This window comes from Tessaracoccus yangjingae, from assembly GCF_055326235.1.
Genome location: NZ_JBUZNN010000009.1, coordinates 113,529 through 130,416 on the forward strand (window position 1 = coordinate 113,529; position 16,888 = coordinate 130,416).

Genomic DNA, 16,888 nt, shown 5'->3' on the forward strand with positions numbered 1-16,888 from the left:
TTTTGGGCTTGTTTTCCCCCCCCCCCAGAGGGGGTGGAGCCCCCCTTTTCCCCCCCCTCCCCTTCTGTTTGTTGTCGGACGGGGGTCAGTCGTCGCCCTCGTCGACGACCTTCTCCGGGCTGCGCACGAGGTGCACGATGGAGGCGGCAAGGCCGCCCCACAGCGTCACCATGGCGACGATCATCATGATGATTGCGGTGGTGGTCATTTCGCCATGATCTCCTCGTACTTGGCGTCGAGCGCGTCCTCGTCGACGTGGGTGATGGTGTTCTGCTTCCACGGCGTGAGGGCCAGAGCGGCTGCCACGATCACGAGCAGGGCGGACATGCCCCAGCCGAACACCCCCAGCATGCCGAGCGGGTAGTCGCCGTACGGCGCGGTGACCTTGGTGATGACCTCGTTGATGAGGATGTAGCCCAGGATGCCGGGCACGAAGATGCCCGCCAGTGCCAGCCAGAGCCGGCCGAACTGGACGCTGGAGACGCGGTCCACGTGGCGCTGCAGCAGGGGCAGCTTGCGCAACACCCAGGCCACCACGACCACCATCGAGAACGCGCCCAGCAGGATGCCGAACTTGTTGACGAACTCGTCGGTGATGTCGAGGAAGTACAGCCCCGTCGTCGTGGGCAGCAGGAGCATCGAGACCAGCGCCATCGGGATGCCGACGGCCAGGGTCGCCTTGATCCGGCCCAGACCCAGCTTGTCCTGGATGGCCGCGACCACGACCTCGACGATGGAGATCATCGAGGTGAACCCGGCGAAGACCAGGGACGCGAAGAACAGCGCGCCCAGCAGCGGGCCGAAGGACGTCGACGAGACGATGCTCGGGAACGCGATGAACGCGAGTCCGATACCGCCGGCCGCCACCTCATCCATGGGCTGGCCGGTGGCCTGCATGAGGAAGCCGAGCGCCGCGAACACGCCGATGCCGGCGAGCAGCTCGAAGCCCGAGTTGGCGAACGCGACCACCAGGCCGGAGCCGGACAGGTTCGTGCGGCGTCGCAGGTAGGACGAGTAGGTGATCATGATGCCGAAGCCCACCGAGAGCGAGAAGAAGATCTGGCCGTAGGCCGCGGCCCACACCCCGGGGTCTCCGAGCGCGGCCCAGTTGGGCGTGAAGAAGGCGTTGAGGCCGTCCATGGCGCCCGGCAGGGTGACGGCCTGGATCACCAGCACGAGGAACATCACGGCCAGCAGCGGGATCATGATCGTGTTGGCAGCCGCGATCCCCTTCTTGACGCCGAGAGCGATGACGCCGATGGTCAGGATCCAGACCACGGCCATCGGGATGGCCACCTGCGGGACGAAGTCGAAGCCCACCGTCGGGGTGTCGGCCACCTGCAGGAACTCGCCCATGAGGAAGCCCGCCGGGTCGTCGCCCCAGGCCTCGGTGAAGCTGAAGAAGAAGTACATGGCCGCCCACGCCAGGATGGCGGCGTAGTACACGGCGATGACGAAGCACACGAGCACCTGCCACCAGCCGAACGCCTCGGTCCACTTCTTGCCGGCCCGGCGCAGGGCGAGTGGGGGAGCGGCGCGGTACCGGTGGCCCAGCGCGTAGTCGAAGAACAGCAGCGGGATGCCCGCGGTCAGCAGCGCGACCAGGTAGGGGATCACGAAGGCGCCGCCGCCGTTGGTGTAGGCGACGTAGGGGAAGCGCCAGATGTTGCCCAGGCCGACGGCGGAGCCGATCGCGGCGAGGATGAACACGTTGCGGGAGTTGAACACCTCGCGTTTCGCGAGCGTGGGTTCGGACATGTGCCCTCCCTTCAGGGAGTGGGGGAACTGACCCGCGTAGCGTATTCCACCTGCACCCCCACGGCGCGGCGGGTGGACATTTGGCGCCACGTGTCGCGGGATGCGTTCCGCTGGGAGAGCCGCGCTGCCCTTCCGCAGGTTGAGCCGGGCCGCCTCCCCGCTGGTTGAGCCGCGCCGCCCTTCCGCTGGGTGAGCCGGGCCGCGAGGAGCGAAGCGACGCGCGCCCGTGTCGACTTGGGGTGAGCCGGGCCGCGAGGAGCGAAGCGACGCGCGCCCGTGTCGAAGCCACCCTGAGCTGACCAGCGACTTGGGTCGTCGAACCGCCCGCTAGCGCACGAAGACCGGCTGGTCCTTCGTCGAGCGGGCCTCGTCGTAGGCGTAGCCGTCGCCGTCGAAGTCGCGCAGCTTGCCCGGCGTGCGGACGCGGCCCCGGATCAGCCAGGCCGCCATGGTGCCGCGGGCGCGCTTGGCGTAGAAGCTCACCACGCGGGGCTCCCCGTGCTGGTCCCGGTCCTCGAAGCGGGGGCTGATCACGCGGACCCCGAGGCGCTCCGGCCGGACGGCGCCGAAGTATTCCTGCGAGGCCAGATTGACCAGCACGTCGGCGCCGGGGGACTCGTCGAGGTCGCTGCGGAGCAGGTCCGTGACCTTCTCGCCCCACCAGTCGTACAGGGAGCGGCCGCGGGAGGTCTCGAGCCTGGTGCCCATCTCCAGTCGGTGCGGCTGGATGAGGTCCAAGGGGCGCAGCACCCCGTACAGGCCGGACAGGATGCGCACGGTCTTCTGCGCCTCGGTGAAGTCCCGCTCCGCCAGGGTCCGCGCGGACAGGCCCTGGTAGACGTCGCCGTTGAAGGCCAGGACGGCCGGGCGCGAGTTGCGCGGAGTGTGCTCCGGGGTGAACTCCCGGTAGCGGGTGGCGTTGAGGTGGGCGAGGTCGTCCGAGATGTGCATGAGCGACGCGATGTCCGCGGGCACCTTGTCTCGCATGATCTCGATCAACCGGGCGGAGTCGTCGAGCAGCCTGGGCTCGGACCGCTTCCTGGTGGGCAGCGGCGAGTCGAAGTCCAACGACTTGGCGGGCGACAGGACGGTGAGCATGCCGGCGAGTCTAGTCGCGCCCCCGCGGGGGCTGGGCGGCTCAGCAGCCGTCGGTCAACGGCACCCCCGGCACCAGCGACCCCCATTCCTCCTCGGAGATCCGGGATCCGAAGTCCTCGCAGAGGCGATCCCGGGCGGCGGCCGGATCGTCGGGCCAGGCGACGGAGCGGCCTCCGTTCAACGCCATGACGAAGTGCCCGTCCATCCAGGCGGCGCCGGTCACGGTGGTGGCCCCGGGCCGCAACGACAGCTCCAGCTCCGCCGCGCCGTCGCCGAGCCGCCACACCCAGAGGCGCCCCTCGCGGGTGGCGGCGTAGAGCAGCTCCCCGCCCCGGCCGAACCCCACCTGGGTCAGCTCGGAGCGCGCCTCCACCAGCTCGTGCAGCACCGCGGGCTCGTCCGGGGCGGTCACGTCGAAGACCGTGATCCGTCCGGCCGTATCACCGACGGCCAGCGTGCCCCGGGCGGAGAAGGCGTAGTCGAGCGGGATGGCCTCGTCGGCGAGGGTGAGTGTCGCGGCCTTCTCCGGCCCCTCATCGCCCAGGCGCCACAGCAGCGCCGACCTGCCGTCGACATGCATCGCGACGAAGAGGCCCTCGTCGGGGCTGAAGCCGGAGCCCCCCGCCCAGGTGTCCTCCAGGACGGCCAGCGGGGCCCAGCCGTCGCCGTCGCGGCTGAACAGGTGGTATCCGGGCTCGCCGCGGTAGCCCAGCGCCAGGTACCTGCCGGAGGCCGAGACCTCGACGTCGGCGAGGGCCTCCTGGCCCGGCATGCTGTCGACGGCGTCGAAGCCGTCGCCGGTGCGCTCGAGCGTGATCAGGCTCCCGGCCGCGGTCTGGTTGACCAGCACGGTGGCGTCCTCGCTGAGGATCGCGTAGCCGGTGTAGGCGTCACCGGCCGGCGGCGCCTGGACCGGCACCTCGACCCAGCCGGCCCCGTCGCGCCGCACGACCAGCCCGCCCGCGGTGGAACCGAGGAGGACGGCGTCCGATCCGCTGTAGACGCCGTAGAACCGCCCGTCGGTGAGGTCGAGGACCTCCGGGTCCTCGTCGGGGCGCCAGGCGGTGACGATGCCGCTGGTGGCGCCCGCGAGGATGTCCCCGCCCCGGGCGTCCAGGCTGGTCACCACCGTGGGCTCGGGATAGGCGCGCTCCAACTCCCACTCGGGCGTGTACTGCCGCAGCTCACCGAACGAGCCGCCCACCAGGAGACTGTCGCCGAGGTGGCGCACCGCGTTGGCGGAGGCCTCGAACTCGAGCGTGGTGAGCAGGGAGGGGCCGCTGGGGGCGGTGCTGAAGCGGTAGCCGAAGCCCTGCGCCGTGCCCACCAGCAGCTCGGAGCCGTCGGGGGAGACGTCCATCGAGAACACCGTGCCCTGCACCGGGATGTCGGCCACGCGCGAGCCGTCCGGACGGAACACCTCCACCAGGCTCGCCCCACCGCCCGCGAAGACCAACTCCCCGGTCGCGTCCAGGCCCGTCACCGCCACCTCGTCGGCCAGGGTGATGTCCGGCAGTCGGGCGGGGGCCTCCACGGAGCTGAGGTCCACCCTGCGGATCGTTCCGTCGAGGGTGCCGACCAGCACCGTCGATCCCACCCAGGCGGCGCTGTAGGCCACGGTGTCCTCGCCCAGGTCGATCAGCTCGCGGGGTTCCTCCGTCAAATCCCAGACCGCGGCGGTCTGCTGACCGCCGACGAGGGCGAGCACGCGCCCGTCGACGACCGTGCCTGCGAGCGCGAACAGCTGGTTGCCACCGCTGACGAAGGTCTCCGACTCCCCGTCGAGCGAGCCGTCCCGCCACAGCGTGACCTCACCGGAGCTGTCTGCGCGGAGCGTCATGCCGGCGTCCTCGATGTGGTCCACCAGGGTGGTCCCGCTCGGCCCGGTGGCGCGGGTCGGCAGCGGGGTGCCTGCCGACTTCAGCACGGCCGAGCGGCTCTCGACGCTGTCGGCGAGGCTGAGCGAGGCGACGCTGAGCTGACCTGCGGTGTTGGGCTCGTTGGCCCTCACCTCGTCGGCGATGAGCGCCAGCTGCCGGGCCTGCGCGGAGCGCTCGGAGGCCTGGGCCGCCACCCGCAGGTCTGAGGCCTGCAGCCCGGCCAGCACGGCCACCACCAGCATCGTGATCGCGATCCCAGCGGCGGCGATGGCGAGCTGCTGTCTCCGTCGGAGCCGGCGGATCGTGTCCTCCTGGGCGCTGCGCTGCGCGTCCGCAAGGTCGAGGCTTGAGCTGATGAAGGTGTTCTCACGCGCGGAGAGCAGGGGCGCGCTCTCCTGCCGTGACCAGGTGCTCCACAACTCCGCCTCGACTGGCATCAGGGCGTCCTCCTGGCGGCCGCCCTCGTCCCACACCTGGGCCGCCATCTGGATCCGGCGCGCGATGAGCAGGGAGGCGCGCTCCTCGTCGACCCAGCCACGCAGCCGCTCCCACCGGGTGAGGAGGGCGTCGTGGGAGATGGCTACGGAACGGCCCGTCAGGGTGAACAGGCGCGCGGCGAGGAAGGCGTCGAGGACCGGCGACATGTCGTCGGCGAGGTCGTCGAGTGGGATGGTGCCGCGGAGCACGCGGTCGCCGTCGACCTGGATGAGCGCGAGGGTGAGGCGCCTAGCCAGGACCTGCTGGTGCTCGTCGAGCTTGGAATAGACGGCCTCGGCCTCGTCGTCGAGCGCGGACCAGAGGCCTCCGGTGGCGAGGTAGTGCGTGGGGGTGAGGCTGGCGCCCTCCGCTGCCGCCCAGCACCGACGAAGGGCGCTCGACAGCAGGGGCAGAGCGGTGCCCGGCGCGGGCTCGCCGTAGAGCCGGAGGTCCCGCAGGACGAGCTGGACGAGGTCCGGGGTGACCGTCCGCCCCTGGCGCGCGGCGGGCTCCTCGATGATGCGTGCGTACTCGTCCTGTGTCAGGGGGCCGACGAGCACCGGCGCGGCGAGCGACGCTGCCAGCCGCTCGTCACGCATCGCGAACCCGAACGCGGCCGCCGTGATGGCCACCACGCACGTCACGCTGCCGGCCAGCGAGGCGAGGGCGTCGAACACGGCCGCGCGGGCCTCAGGCTCGAGGGCGGCTGCCTCCTCGAACTGGTCCACGACCAGCAGCCCGCATCCGTCCGGAAGTGCGAGCGTGGGCAGGTCGGCCGCCCTGGCTGAGACGGGGGAGGCGCCGGCCAGCGGGCCCCCTGGGGCGCACGCGCGCCCGATCAGTCCGGCTGCCAGCAGTGAGGACTTCCCTGCCCCTGAGTCGCCCACCACCACGATGGGCCGCGGGGCGTCCGGCCGGAGGCACGCCTCGACCAGGGCCTCGTAGGCGCGCTCCCGGCCCACGTAGACGGCGGCCTCCTGCGCGGTGTAGCTGCGGAGACCCACGTATGGGGACTCGCCGACCACCGGCGCCGACCGGGCGCTCGAGACCGCCCGCTGCCAGGCGTCGCGTTCGTCGTCGGACTCGACCAGGCCAAGGGCCTGCAGCAGGTCCAGGAAATGGGGGGTGAGCGCCGGGGTGGGCAGACGTCCCTCGAACCAGCCCTGCGCGGTGGAGGGGGGCACCTTCGCGAGCGTCGCGGCACGCCGGATCGAGAGGTTGGCGGCGTGTCGGGCCGCGACCAGTGTCTCGACGAGGGTCTCTCGACTCTGCGGAGGAAGCATGGCGGCACAGTACCTGCCGCCGCTTCCGCCGGATCCGGCGGCTCCCGCGGAGTAACGGCACCCTCCGCTGACTAGCAGCTCCACTGTGGGGCCGTGAGCCGGTGCGTACTCGTACACCCGTGGGGTCGTCGCTCGGGGATACGGGCGCCTAGTGTCGGGAGTGCACTGCGACACCCGCTCCGGGGGGAGAGACGGCCACAGGTTCGTAACGGGGATGCCGACACCAGGGGGGATGGAGTCGGCTGAGACGCGGCGCGACGAGAGGCCCACGGCCTCGGCTCAAGGGCCGGGCCGAGGGCCTCTCGCTTGCCGCCACGCTCCGAGCGGCCGGGGTGGGGTCAGGCGTCGGCGGAGTTGCTGGAGATGCCCGGCTTCCCGTCGTGGATGATCTTGCCCGGGTTGAGGTTGTGCCCCGGGTCCACTCCGTCGAAGAGGGCGCGCTGGATGAACACACCGGCAGGGGAGATGTCCTGGTCCATCCAGGGGCTGTGCTCCTCGCCCACGCCGTGGTGGTGCGACACCGTGGCGTGGTTGTCCATGAACGACTGCTGGAGCACGCGCTTGGCGTGATCGTAGGTGGCCATGGCGCCGTCGGACTTGTCCGCGATCGCGAACGTGAAGTACTGGCAGGCGCCCGAGTGGTACGAGTGGCTGAGGTGGCAGAACACCACGCCCCTGACCCCGAGCTCGTCCATCGCCCGGTTGAACGCGGCGACGGTGTTGGTGTGGATCTGCTCGGCGTACTTCCACGGGGTGGTGGTCTCCGACACGTCGGCGACGAGGCCACGGTCCAGCATGAAGTCGCGGATGTAGGGGGTGTCGTACTTCTTCTGGTCGTACAGGGAGCCCGGGCCCTTGCCCACGCCCATGCCGCCGTGGTTGCGGACGATCTTGGCCACGAGGCCCTTCTCGTAGCGCACGTGCGTGGGCGAGCCCTCGAAGCCCACGAAGCTCATGGCGATCTTCTCCAGGTCCCAGCCCTTCTGGACCATGATCTTCTGGATGGCCTTGCTGCTCAGCGAGCCGAGACGGCTCGACTTCTTGCCGTTGGCCATGATGTATTGCGTCTCGATGGCGTCCGAGACGCGCGCCATCATCACGGAGGCGTCCGACTCGACGATGGCCTGGCAGGCCTTGAGCCCGTCCTCGTAGGTGGGGAAGAAGTAGGCCTGAAGCTCGCGCACCTCGGGGATGCGGTGCACGTTGACCCACGCCGAGGTGATGATCCCGAGGCGCCCCTCCGAGCCCAGCACCATCTCGCGGACGCTGGGGCCCGACGACGACGACGGCAGCGGGCGAAGCGTGAGCACCTGGCCGGGCATCACCATGGTGAGGCCGCGGCAGATGTCGGCGATGTCGCCGTACTTGTCCGACTGCATGCCCGAGGACCGGGTGGCGATCCACCCGCCGAGGGTGGACCACACGAACGAGTCCGGGTGGTGGCCCATGGTCCAGCCGCGGGCCTTCAACTGATCCTCCATGTCCGGGCCGAACACGCCGGCCTGGATGTGGGCCAGGCCCGACACCTCGTCGATCTCCAGGACCCGGCTCATGCGGCCGAGGTTGACCGAGACCACCTGGCGGGTCTCGCCCGGCTCCGCCTCCAGCGCCGCCACGATGTTGGATCCGCCGCCGAAGGGGATGAGCACGGCGTCGGCGGCCACCACGGCGTCGACGAGGAGCTCGACCTCGCGCTGCGTGCCCGGGTAGAGGACCACATCCGGCACGCGGCCCAGCAGGCCCGCGCGGACGCGCAGAAGGTCGCGGACGCCCTTGCCGAAGGCGTGCACCACGCGGGTCTCGTCGTCGGTCTGCACGAACTTCTCACCCAGGATGCCCACCAGTTCGGCTCGCAGCCCATCGGTCAGCTGGGAGGCGGGCACGTCGAGCGACGAGAAGGGGCGCACGGGCTCCACGGGGGCGGTGATGTCCACCCCCACCATCTTCTTCACGAACGGGGGGAACTTCGGCTTGTCCTCGTAGTGGTACGCCTTGCCCTCCTCGCCCCAGCCCCACCACTTCTGTTGCTTGACCCCGTCGATCATCGATCCTCCTGCTTGTCAGCCTGTTCCTTGGCGTCCTCAACCAAGGCGGCGATATGGGACTTCCTGGCCAGTTCGATGGCCTCGGTGCGCGCGTACTCGGCGAGCGTCTTCTTGCCGTAGGCGCGGGCGGTGGTGTCGTGCAGCTCCAGCACCTGGCGGCGCATCCGCTCGTTGAACTCGTGCGCGATCTCACCGGGGTACGCGGTCATGGGGCGCCCGAACACCACGTGCACCTCGGGCCTGCCCTTCGGCAGGTGCTTCTGCCGCGACGGCCACGCGTCGTAGGCGCCCACGAGGGCCACCGGCAGCGCGGGCACCCCGCGGGAGATGCACAGCGACGCCACGCCCGGCACGAACGGCGCCAGCGCGCCGGTGCGGGAGCGGGTGCCCTCGGGGAACAGCAGGATGGGGACGCCGTCGTCGAGCAACTGCCCGGACATGCCGCGCTTGCCCTTGCCGCCCTTGCCCCGGTCGATGGCGAAGGCGTTCATGAACAGCGACATCGACAGCGACTTCACCGGGTTGTCGAAGAAGAAGTCACCGGCGGCGCCGGTGGCCACGAACTTCGACAGCCTGCTCGGCAGCGAGCAGAGGATCAGCGGGGCGTCGAGGTGCGACGAGTGGTTCCCGAACACGACGAAGGCGCCCTCGAGGCCGTCAAGGTTGGACACGCCGTGCACGTGGACCTTCAGCAGCCGCAGGAGTGCAGGCTTGAGGAGGAGCATCTGCGCGGTCTGCCTGGTGGTGGCGTGCATCCTCGACGTGTACCGCGGGTTCGCGGGTTCGACGTCGTTGGCCACCTCAGTGCTTCTTCCGCGACGCGCTCAGCTTGCGCGAGAACCAGCGCGTGAACGATCGCGGGCCGTGCTCGGCGATCGCGTAGGCGATCTTCCACTTCAGCGTGGGCACCGACACGAAGCGGCCCCGCTCGGCGTCCGCCAGGGCGCCGCGCACGAGCGTCTCGGCGTCGATCCACACGATGCTGGGCAGGGACGTGGCCTTGATCCCGGCGCGCTCATGGAACTCGGTTCGCACCCATCCCGGGCAGAGCGCCGTCGACGTGACCCCGGTGCCGGAGAGCTCAAGGGCCAGCGCCTGCGAGTAGGTGGTGCACCAGGCCTTCACGGCCGAGTAGTTGCCGGTGAAGATGGTGCCCGCCGTGGACGACACGTTGATGATCCGGCCGTGGCCGCGGGCCCGCATGGCCCGCGCGGCGGCGCCGCCGAGGATGAGCACCGCCAGGCACATGACGTCCAGCGCCTTGGCGTGCATGTCGATGTCGGCGGGATCCAGCAGCGTGGTGTGCAGGCCGAATCCGGCGTTGTTGACCAGGATGTCGACGGGGCGGGCCGGGTCCTCGAGGCGCTCCGCGACCTGGAGGACGTCGTCGCGGACGGCGAGGTCCGCCGAGATGACCTCCACGTCGATGTGGAACTCCGCACGCAGTTCGGCAGCGACCGAGTTGAGGCGGTCGGTGTCGCGGGCGACGAGGATCAGGTCGGTTCCCCGGCCGGCGAGTTCGCGTGCGAACGCGTGCCCGATGCCGGAAGTCCCGCCCGTGATCAGTGCTGAAGCCATGGGATTAAGGTACGCCACCCGGGCGCGTCGCCGCGATGTCGCCACCGGCCTGGGGCCACCCGTTCGTTGTTTCCCGACAAGCCCCCGGGGCGTTCGTTGTGGGGAAGCCACAAGAACGGCGACGCCCCCGGCCAAAGGGCCGGGGGCGTCGTCGAGGAGGTGCGGATCAGGCGGGGGCGCCGATCACTTCGACCGTCTCGCGCGCCATCGCCAGCTCCTCGTTGGTGGGGATCACCAGGACGCGGGCCTTAGAGGCGGCCGTCGAGATCTCGCGGGCCTCGCGGGAGCGCACCTCGTTGGCCGCCGTGTCCAGCTCGAAGCCCATGCCGGCCAGGCGTTCGACGACGGGGCCGCGGATGTGCGCGGCGTTCTCGCCCACCCCGGCCGTGAAGACCAGCGCGTCGACGCCGCCGAGAAGCGCCATGTAGGCGCCGATGTAGAACACCAGGCGGTGCACGTACACGTCACGGGCCAGGATGGCGTCCTGGTTGCCGGCGGCGATCTGGGTGGCCACGTCGCGCATGTCGGTGTAGCCGCAGAGGCCCAGCATGCCGGAGCGCTTGTTGAGCAGGGTGTCCACCTCGTCGGGCGTCATGCCGTGCGTCGAGAGGAACTTGTGCAGGCCCGGGTCCACGTCTCCGGAGCGGGTGCCCATCACGAGCCCCTGCAGCGGGGTGAGGCCCATCGACGTCTCGATGGCCCTGCCGCCGAGGACGGCCGAGATGGAGGCGCCGTTGCCGAGGTGGCAGACGATCAGCTTGAGGTCCGGGTCGTCCACCCGGCCCAGGTACTCGGCGGCCTGCTCCGACACGTAGCTGTGCGACGTGCCGTGGAAGCCGTACTTCCGGATGCCGTGCTCCTTCGCCAGCTCCTGATCCACCGCGTAGGTGTAGGCCTCGGCGGGGAGCGTGGTGAAGAACGCGGTGTCGAAGATGCCGACGTGCGGGATGCTGGGCAGCAGGTCCATGGCGGCGCGGATGCCGGCGATGGCCGGCGGGTTGTGCAGCGGGGCCAGCTGCGACAGGCGCCGGAGCTCGGCGATGACGTCCGCGTCGATCCGCACGGACTCGCGAAACTTGTCGCCGCCGTGCACGATGCGGTGGCCGACGGCGATCACGTCGTGCAGGCCGGGGCCGAACTCCTCGAAGGCCGCGACCACGGCGCCGAACGCGACAGTGTGGTTGGGGTACCAGCCCTCGCGCACCGTCTCCTCGTCGCCGTGCCGGTGCTTGAGCTCGCCAGAGGCCTGGCCGATGCGCTCCACCAGGCCGGACGCGCGGGACTCGTGGGTCTCCGCGTCGATCACCTGGTACTTCATGGACGACGACCCGCAGTTGAGCAGGAGGATCGGCTGGGACATGACGCCCTTTCGTAGTGGGTCAGACCGCCTGGGCCTGGATGGCTGTGATGGTGATGGTGGAGACGATGTCGTCGACGAGGGCGCCGCGCGACAGGTCGTTGACGGGCTTGCGGAGCCCCTGGAGCATGGGGCCGATCGCGACGGCGCCAGAGGTGCGCTGCACGGCCTTGTAGGTGTTGTTGCCGGTGTTGAGGTCCGGGAAGATGAACACGGTGGCGCGGCCGGCCACCTCGGAGTCCGGCATCTTCTTCTTCGCCACCACCTCGTCGACGGCGGCGTCGAACTGGATGGGGCCCTCCACCTTCAGCTCGGGGGCGCGCTCCCGCACCAGGCGCGTGGCCTCGCGGACCTTGTCCACGTCCGCGCCGGAGCCGGAGTCGCCCGTCGAGTAGGACAGCATGGCGATCCGCGGCTCGATGCCGAAGCTCACCGCCGTCGCGGCCGACGAGATGGCGATGTCTGCCAGCTGATCCGCGGTGGGGGTGGGGTTGACCGCGCAGTCCGCGTAGACGAGCACCCGGTCGCTCATGCACATGAGGAAGGACCCGGACACCACCGAGACGCCGGGGGAGGTCTTGATGAACTCCAGCGACGGGCGGATGGTGTTGGCCGTGGTGTTGACGGCGCCGGAGACCATGCCGTCGGCCATGCCGAAGTGCACCATCATGGTGCCGAAGTAGGAGAGGTCCTTGAGCGTCTCGCGGGCCTTCTCGAGGCTGACGCCCTTGTGCGCGCGGAGCCGGGCGTACTCCTCGGCGAACTTCTCCACCAGGGCCGGGTCCTCCGGATTCACGACGGTGGCCTCGGTGAGGTTCAGTCCCAGCTCGGAGGCCCGGCGGCTGATCTTCACCGAATCACCCAGCAGGATGATGCCCGCGACCGAGCGCTGCAGGACCACGGAGGCCGCGGTGAGCACGCGGTCGTCCGTGGCCTCAGGCAGGACGATGCGCTGCTTGTTGGCGCGCGCCATCTGCATGATCTGGTGCTCGAACATGGTGGGCGTGCGGATCTCGGTGCGCGGCAGGTCGATCGCGGCCACCAGCGCGGCCTCGTCGACGTTCTGCGAGAACAGCGCCCGCGACACCTCGATCTTGCGGGCCGAGCTCGTGGACGTGCCGCGGATGCCCTGAAGGGCGACGGCGGTGGGGAACGTGTCGCCCTTGGTGACGGCGATGGGGAGGTCGATCTCCGAGTCCGCGAACAGCTTCGACACGGATTCGGGCACCTCGAAGCCGCCGGTGAGGATGAGCGCTGCCAGCGGCCCGTAGTCCGGCGAGCGGTGCGCCATGACCACGCCCGGGAGCAGGTCGAGGCGGTCCGCCGGCATGATGACGGTGGCCTCGCGCTTGAGGCGCGGCAGCAGGTTGGGCAGCGTCATGCCCGCGACGAGGGTGTGGAGCGACTCGTGGGACAGGAACTCGGGGTTGCCCAGCCATTGGGTGGCCTCGGCGGCCTCGAACTGGGCGCCCACCGACGGCGCGGTGAGCACCGGATCCTCCGGCAGGACCGAGACGGTGACGTCGCGGACCGCCCGCATGGCCTCGCGCAGCGCGTCGACGTCCGGCTCCTCGGCGTGCGTGACGATGATGCCGATCACGGTGTTGTGCTTGGCCTCGTACGCCTCGATGGCGGACTCGGCCAGACGCGCCACCTGCTCGACGGTGCGGCCCAGCGCCTTCGCGACGTACAGGACGGGGGAGTTGAGGTTGGCCGCGATGACGGCGTTGTGCTCCAGTTCCGACGCGGTGCCGAGGTCCTCGTAGTCCGAGCCGAGGACGACGACGACGTCGCGCGTCTCCGCGAGGGCGCTGTACTTGGCGACGATGGTGTCGATCGCCTCGTTCGTGTCCGCCGCGTAGTCGGTGTAGGTCACCCCGACGGCCTCGGCGAGGGTCTCCTTGACGCCCTTCTGGGTGAGCAGCGCCTCGGTGACCGCGTCCGTCTCCGTGGAGTGCACGAGCGGGCGATAGACGCCGATGGAGCGCACCTGGCGCGCGAACATGTCGATGAGGCCGAGGGCGATCGACGACTTGCTGACCTGCCGCTCCGATGAGGCAATGTAAACGCTTTTCGTCACGGGCCCCACCTTATCGCCCTTTCCGGGGCGCCCCCGCGACCGATCCATCCCCGGCGGGCGTTCTGAGCATCGGCCCACCGCGGCGGGCCACACAGGGGGGCGCGGCCCCAGCCCGCTCAGGCGGGGCCGCGCCCTCGTCGGTCACCTGATCCGGATGAGGGAGGCCTCCTCGCCTGCCGGGTTGTCGTAGGAGACCGCCATCAGGCCGAGAGGCTTGTCCGACGAGAACGGGCCCCGGCTCAGGGTGACTCCCACCGTCGCCGCACCGTCGGCCGGGACGACGGCGTACATGCCGTCACTCAGGGCCTTGCGCGCGGGATCGTACGTGGCCCTGCCGGAGAACTGGTCGTACGCATCGCCGTAGAAGGAGGCCACCGTGTACCGGAAGGCACCCTTGAGGCCGAGGTCGCTGGCCAGGACAGGAAGCAGAACCGTGCTCGAATCGGTGGGCGATGCGGCCAGGAAGCCCGCGGAGCTGAGCGCCTTCGTGGCGAGGTTGTAGATGAACACCTCGTTGAGGCCGTTGTGGTCGCCCGTCCGGATCGCTCCGGAGTCGTAGCTGAACACCGCCAGGTCGTCCTTTCCGTTCCGGTTGGTGTCGAGCAGCACGTCGAACTCGACGCTCGCGCCGTTGCTGAACCGGTCATGGGTCGACACCGCAAACACGAGCAGAGTCTCGCCGTCGACGGCGAAGGACTGCACGCCTGCGGCCCGAAGGTCGAAGCCCCCGGCTACCGTCTGGTCCTCGGCGTCCTCCAGCCCCCAGGTGTAGAAGTCCGCGTCTGCCGCGATCGCGGCCCCGGAGTTCGTCAACGCGACCTGTGCCGACGTCCGGGGTGCCGAGAGGCTGCCGGCCAGCGTCGCCGCGACATTCGTCGACGGGCGCGGAACGAGCAGCGCGCCGACGGTCAACCGGCTGTCGCCGCTGGTCAACACGACATTGCCGGACACCTCATGGAACTGGTGCTGGCCGGCCTTTGAGAACGTCGCCGGCACGGCTGCGGCCTCGAGACGGAGGGTCACGTCGATGGTGGCGCTACCGCCCGCGGGGACCGGCAGCGTGTCGGAGCTGAGTGTGACGAGTGCGGGCAGCGACTCGTCGGTCGGCTCGTAGTCCACGGCGTAGGTGGCCGCAGCGTCACCGGCGTTGACGACCGTCACCGTGCGGGTGGCCTCGAAGACCTCGCCGATCTCGGCGAAGCCGAAGCTCAGCGTCGACTCCCGGAAGGGGGAGGTGCCGTCGGTGACGGTGTCGCCGTAGGCGAACACGTCGGTCCCCACCAGGGCGGCCGTGTCGACGAGGCCGCCGCCGCGGGTCAGCCGGTAGCCCGCCACCTCCTGGGGGTCAGCCGTGGAGACCAGGGCCGAAGAGACGTCCTCTCCGGTCCAGTCGGGGTGCGCCTGGACGCCCAGGGCCGCGACACCCGCCACGTGCGGGGCCGCCATCGAGGTGCCGGACAGGAACATGGCGCCAGTCCCGGAGCCGACGGCCGCGGAGGCGATCGACACGCCGGGGGCCGTGACCGATGGCTTCAGCGCCGAGTCGCCGCTGCGCGGTCCCGAGGACGTGAAGGAGCCGTAGCCCTCGAAGCCCTGGTTCACCAGGTCCTTCGCCTCGATCGTGAGGCTGGAGCCGGACGCGGCGATCAGCCGAGGCCCGCTGCTCGGGCGCACGCCGAGGAACGGGATGGTGACGTCGATCTGCACGAGCGGATCCGTCTCAGGGATCTCGGTGATCGGGCCTTCGAACGGGGGAAGGGCATCGACAGGTTTTGCCGGATCAAGCGTGTTGATCATCACCACCGCGTCGAAGCCCGCCATCTGGCCGTACGCCGCCCGGGCGACGCGGGCGCAGACCCCGCGGGTTGTGACGGCGATCGTCGTGACTCCGGCCGAGACGCCGGCGGCCTCGCGCGCCTTCTCGAAGGCGGCGGCCGAGCAGCCGAGCGACTCGTTCTCGTCGGCAGTGGAAAGGTCGTCGGTCAGGACCACGACCTCGTAGGGTCCCGCGGGGAGCACAGCGCCGTTGGCGTTGATCGCCTCGATCTCCTGGCCGTCGACGGTGAGCGTGGCGCCAGGGAAGGACTCGGTGGCGTCGTTGGCCGCGACACTGATCACCCCGTCCCCCGAGCCGGGGGAGCCGGTGAGATACGGGTTGGGTCCGGCGTTGCCGGCGGAGGCCACCACGACCACTCCGTCGGCGGCGGCGTTGCTCGCGGCCACCGAGGCGGGGTCGTCCTTGGTGCCGTAGTCGGAGCCCAGCGACATGTTGATCACGTCCATGCCGTTGTCGACGGCCCAGTCGATGGCCTCGACGGTGACGTCGGTGGAGCCCTCGCAGCCGAACACCTTCAGCGCGTACAGATCAACCTCGGGGGCGACGCCGGGGCCCACCAGAAAGGTGTTCTCGGACGTCGTCGCGTCATAGCCCCCCGCGTAGGTGGTGCCGTCGCTGTTCACACCGCTGCCGCCGGTTGTGCCGGCCACGTGCGTGCCGTGACCGTTGCAGTCCAGCGGGTTGGCGTCCGGGACGGGCGTTGAGTTCGCCGGATCGCTGGCGTCGTAGCCGTCACCCACGAAGTCCCAGCCGCCCTTGACGCGCGGCGCCTCGAATCCGAACCATGCGGGGTCAGGGGTGTTGCTCGCCTTGGCCGCCGCGAAGGCCTCTTTGGTGCCGGGGCCGCCGAACGTGGCGTGGGTGTAGTCGATGCCGGTGTCGATGATGGCCACCTTGACGCCCTCACCCGTGTAGCCATTGTCCTCCCACACCTGGTCCACGCCGAGGTAGGGGACGGAGGTGGCGTTGGTGGGCTCTGCGAGCTGCACCCGGTGCACTGCTGCGACGCCGGGGAGTTGCGCCAGCGCGGCCGCGTCCTTGCGGGCCACGCTCACCTTGATGCCGTTGTAGGCCGTCTGCACCTGCGACCGCACCTGGCCGCCGAGCTTCGCGATGGCAGGCTTGAGCTTGTCCTGTTCCGCCTTGCGCTGCGCCTTGAGGGCGTTGCGCTCCGCCTTGGTCAGCCGTGCAGGGGAGGCCGCGTCGACGACCGCGACGGGCTCGGTGGCCAGCTCGACCATCACGGTCACGCGCGCGGCGCCGTCGGCGGAGGCGGGCACGAAGTCCGACGAGATCTTGCCGGCGTCGGCCCGCTCGAACCGGTCAAGAGGGTCCTCCGGGCTGGCCTGGGCGACGCCCGGGAGCGCGAGTGCGAGGAGTGCGGTCAGGGCTACGGCGCCGGCCTTCTTCATACGTTTCGCCATTCACTAGGGGGGATAGTGCTGGCCGACACACTATGAGCGCCCTCAGAAGGCGTCAATGAACGAAAGTGATA

10 protein-coding genes are annotated in these 16,888 nt (G+C 70.3%); all 10 read right to left on the minus strand.

The annotated features are described in order from the left end of the window. Positions 1 to 85: 85 nt before the first annotated feature. Entirely contained in the window at positions 86 to 208 is a 123-nt protein-coding gene (locus ACZK5D_RS12970; RefSeq protein ID WP_458995796.1) for a methionine/alanine import family NSS transporter small subunit, read from the minus strand. Continuing rightward, on the minus strand, positions 205 to 1,758 hold the full coding sequence (locus tag ACZK5D_RS12975; protein ID WP_463665581.1) for a sodium-dependent transporter: 1,554 nt from the start codon (positions 1,756 to 1,758) through the stop codon (positions 205 to 207). Before ACZK5D_RS12975 ends, ACZK5D_RS12970 begins: the two co-directional genes overlap by 4 nt. A 327-nt stretch (positions 1,759 to 2,085) precedes the next feature. Beyond that, positions 2,086 to 2,856, minus strand: coding sequence for a peroxide stress protein YaaA (yaaA, locus tag ACZK5D_RS12980; protein WP_463665582.1), 771 nt, complete (start codon positions 2,854 to 2,856; stop codon positions 2,086 to 2,088). Between the two features lie 40 nt (positions 2,857 to 2,896). Then, positions 2,897 to 6,496, minus strand: coding sequence for an nSTAND1 domain-containing NTPase (locus ACZK5D_RS12985; protein WP_463665583.1), 3,600 nt, complete (start codon positions 6,494 to 6,496; stop codon positions 2,897 to 2,899). 338 nt (positions 6,497 to 6,834) lie between these two features. Continuing rightward, positions 6,835 to 8,541, minus strand: coding sequence for an FAD-binding oxidoreductase (locus ACZK5D_RS12990; RefSeq protein WP_458995800.1), 1,707 nt, complete (start codon positions 8,539 to 8,541; stop codon positions 6,835 to 6,837). Then, a complete protein-coding gene (locus tag ACZK5D_RS12995; protein ID WP_458996482.1) occupies positions 8,538 to 9,296 on the minus strand; it encodes a lysophospholipid acyltransferase family protein in 759 nt (252 codons plus the stop codon). The genes ACZK5D_RS12990 and ACZK5D_RS12995 overlap by 4 nt, the downstream gene beginning before the upstream one ends. Positions 9,297 to 9,342: 46 nt before the next feature. Beyond that, positions 9,343 to 10,119, minus strand: coding sequence for an SDR family NAD(P)-dependent oxidoreductase (locus tag ACZK5D_RS13000; RefSeq protein WP_458995801.1), 777 nt, complete (start codon positions 10,117 to 10,119; stop codon positions 9,343 to 9,345). A gap of 166 nt (positions 10,120 to 10,285) precedes the next feature. After that, the gene (locus ACZK5D_RS13005) at positions 10,286 to 11,479 is read right to left on the minus strand and encodes an acetate/propionate family kinase (protein WP_458995802.1); all 1,194 of its coding nucleotides are present in this window, start codon (positions 11,477 to 11,479) and stop codon (positions 10,286 to 10,288) included. A 19-nt stretch (positions 11,480 to 11,498) separates the two neighbouring features. Next, positions 11,499 to 13,556 carry a phosphate acetyltransferase gene (gene pta / locus ACZK5D_RS13010; RefSeq protein ID WP_463665584.1) on the minus strand — a complete coding sequence of 686 codons (2,058 nt, stop codon included), beginning with the start codon at positions 13,554 to 13,556 and terminating at the stop codon, positions 11,499 to 11,501. Positions 13,557 to 13,697: 141 nt separating this feature from the next. Further along, the gene (locus tag ACZK5D_RS13015; protein ID WP_463665585.1) at positions 13,698 to 16,817 is read right to left on the minus strand and encodes a S8 family peptidase; all 3,120 of its coding nucleotides are present in this window, start codon (positions 16,815 to 16,817) and stop codon (positions 13,698 to 13,700) included. Positions 16,818 to 16,888: the final 71 nt, after the last annotated feature.

Excerpts from the sequence above, each read along its gene's own strand:
- ACZK5D_RS12970 (WP_458995796.1), bottom strand. The coding sequence starts at position 208 with ATGACCACCACCGCAATCATCATGATGATCGTCGCCATGGTGACGCTG.
- ACZK5D_RS12975 (WP_463665581.1), bottom strand. The coding sequence starts at position 1,758 with ATGTCCGAACCCACGCTCGCGAAACGCGAGGTGTTCAACTCCCGCAAC.
- yaaA (WP_463665582.1), bottom strand. The coding sequence starts at position 2,856 with ATGCTCACCGTCCTGTCGCCCGCCAAGTCGTTGGACTTCGACTCGCCG.
- ACZK5D_RS12985 (WP_463665583.1), bottom strand. The coding sequence starts at position 6,496 with ATGCTTCCTCCGCAGAGTCGAGAGACCCTCGTCGAGACACTGGTCGCG.
- ACZK5D_RS12990 (WP_458995800.1), bottom strand. The coding sequence starts at position 8,541 with ATGATCGACGGGGTCAAGCAACAGAAGTGGTGGGGCTGGGGCGAGGAG.
- ACZK5D_RS12995 (WP_458996482.1), bottom strand. The coding sequence starts at position 9,296 with ATGCACGCCACCACCAGGCAGACCGCGCAGATGCTCCTCCTCAAGCCT.
- ACZK5D_RS13000 (WP_458995801.1), bottom strand. The coding sequence starts at position 10,119 with ATGGCTTCAGCACTGATCACGGGCGGGACTTCCGGCATCGGGCACGCG.
- ACZK5D_RS13005 (WP_458995802.1), bottom strand. The coding sequence starts at position 11,479 with ATGTCCCAGCCGATCCTCCTGCTCAACTGCGGGTCGTCGTCCATGAAG.
- ACZK5D_RS13015 (WP_463665585.1), bottom strand. The coding sequence starts at position 16,817 with ATGGCGAAACGTATGAAGAAGGCCGGCGCCGTAGCCCTGACCGCACTC.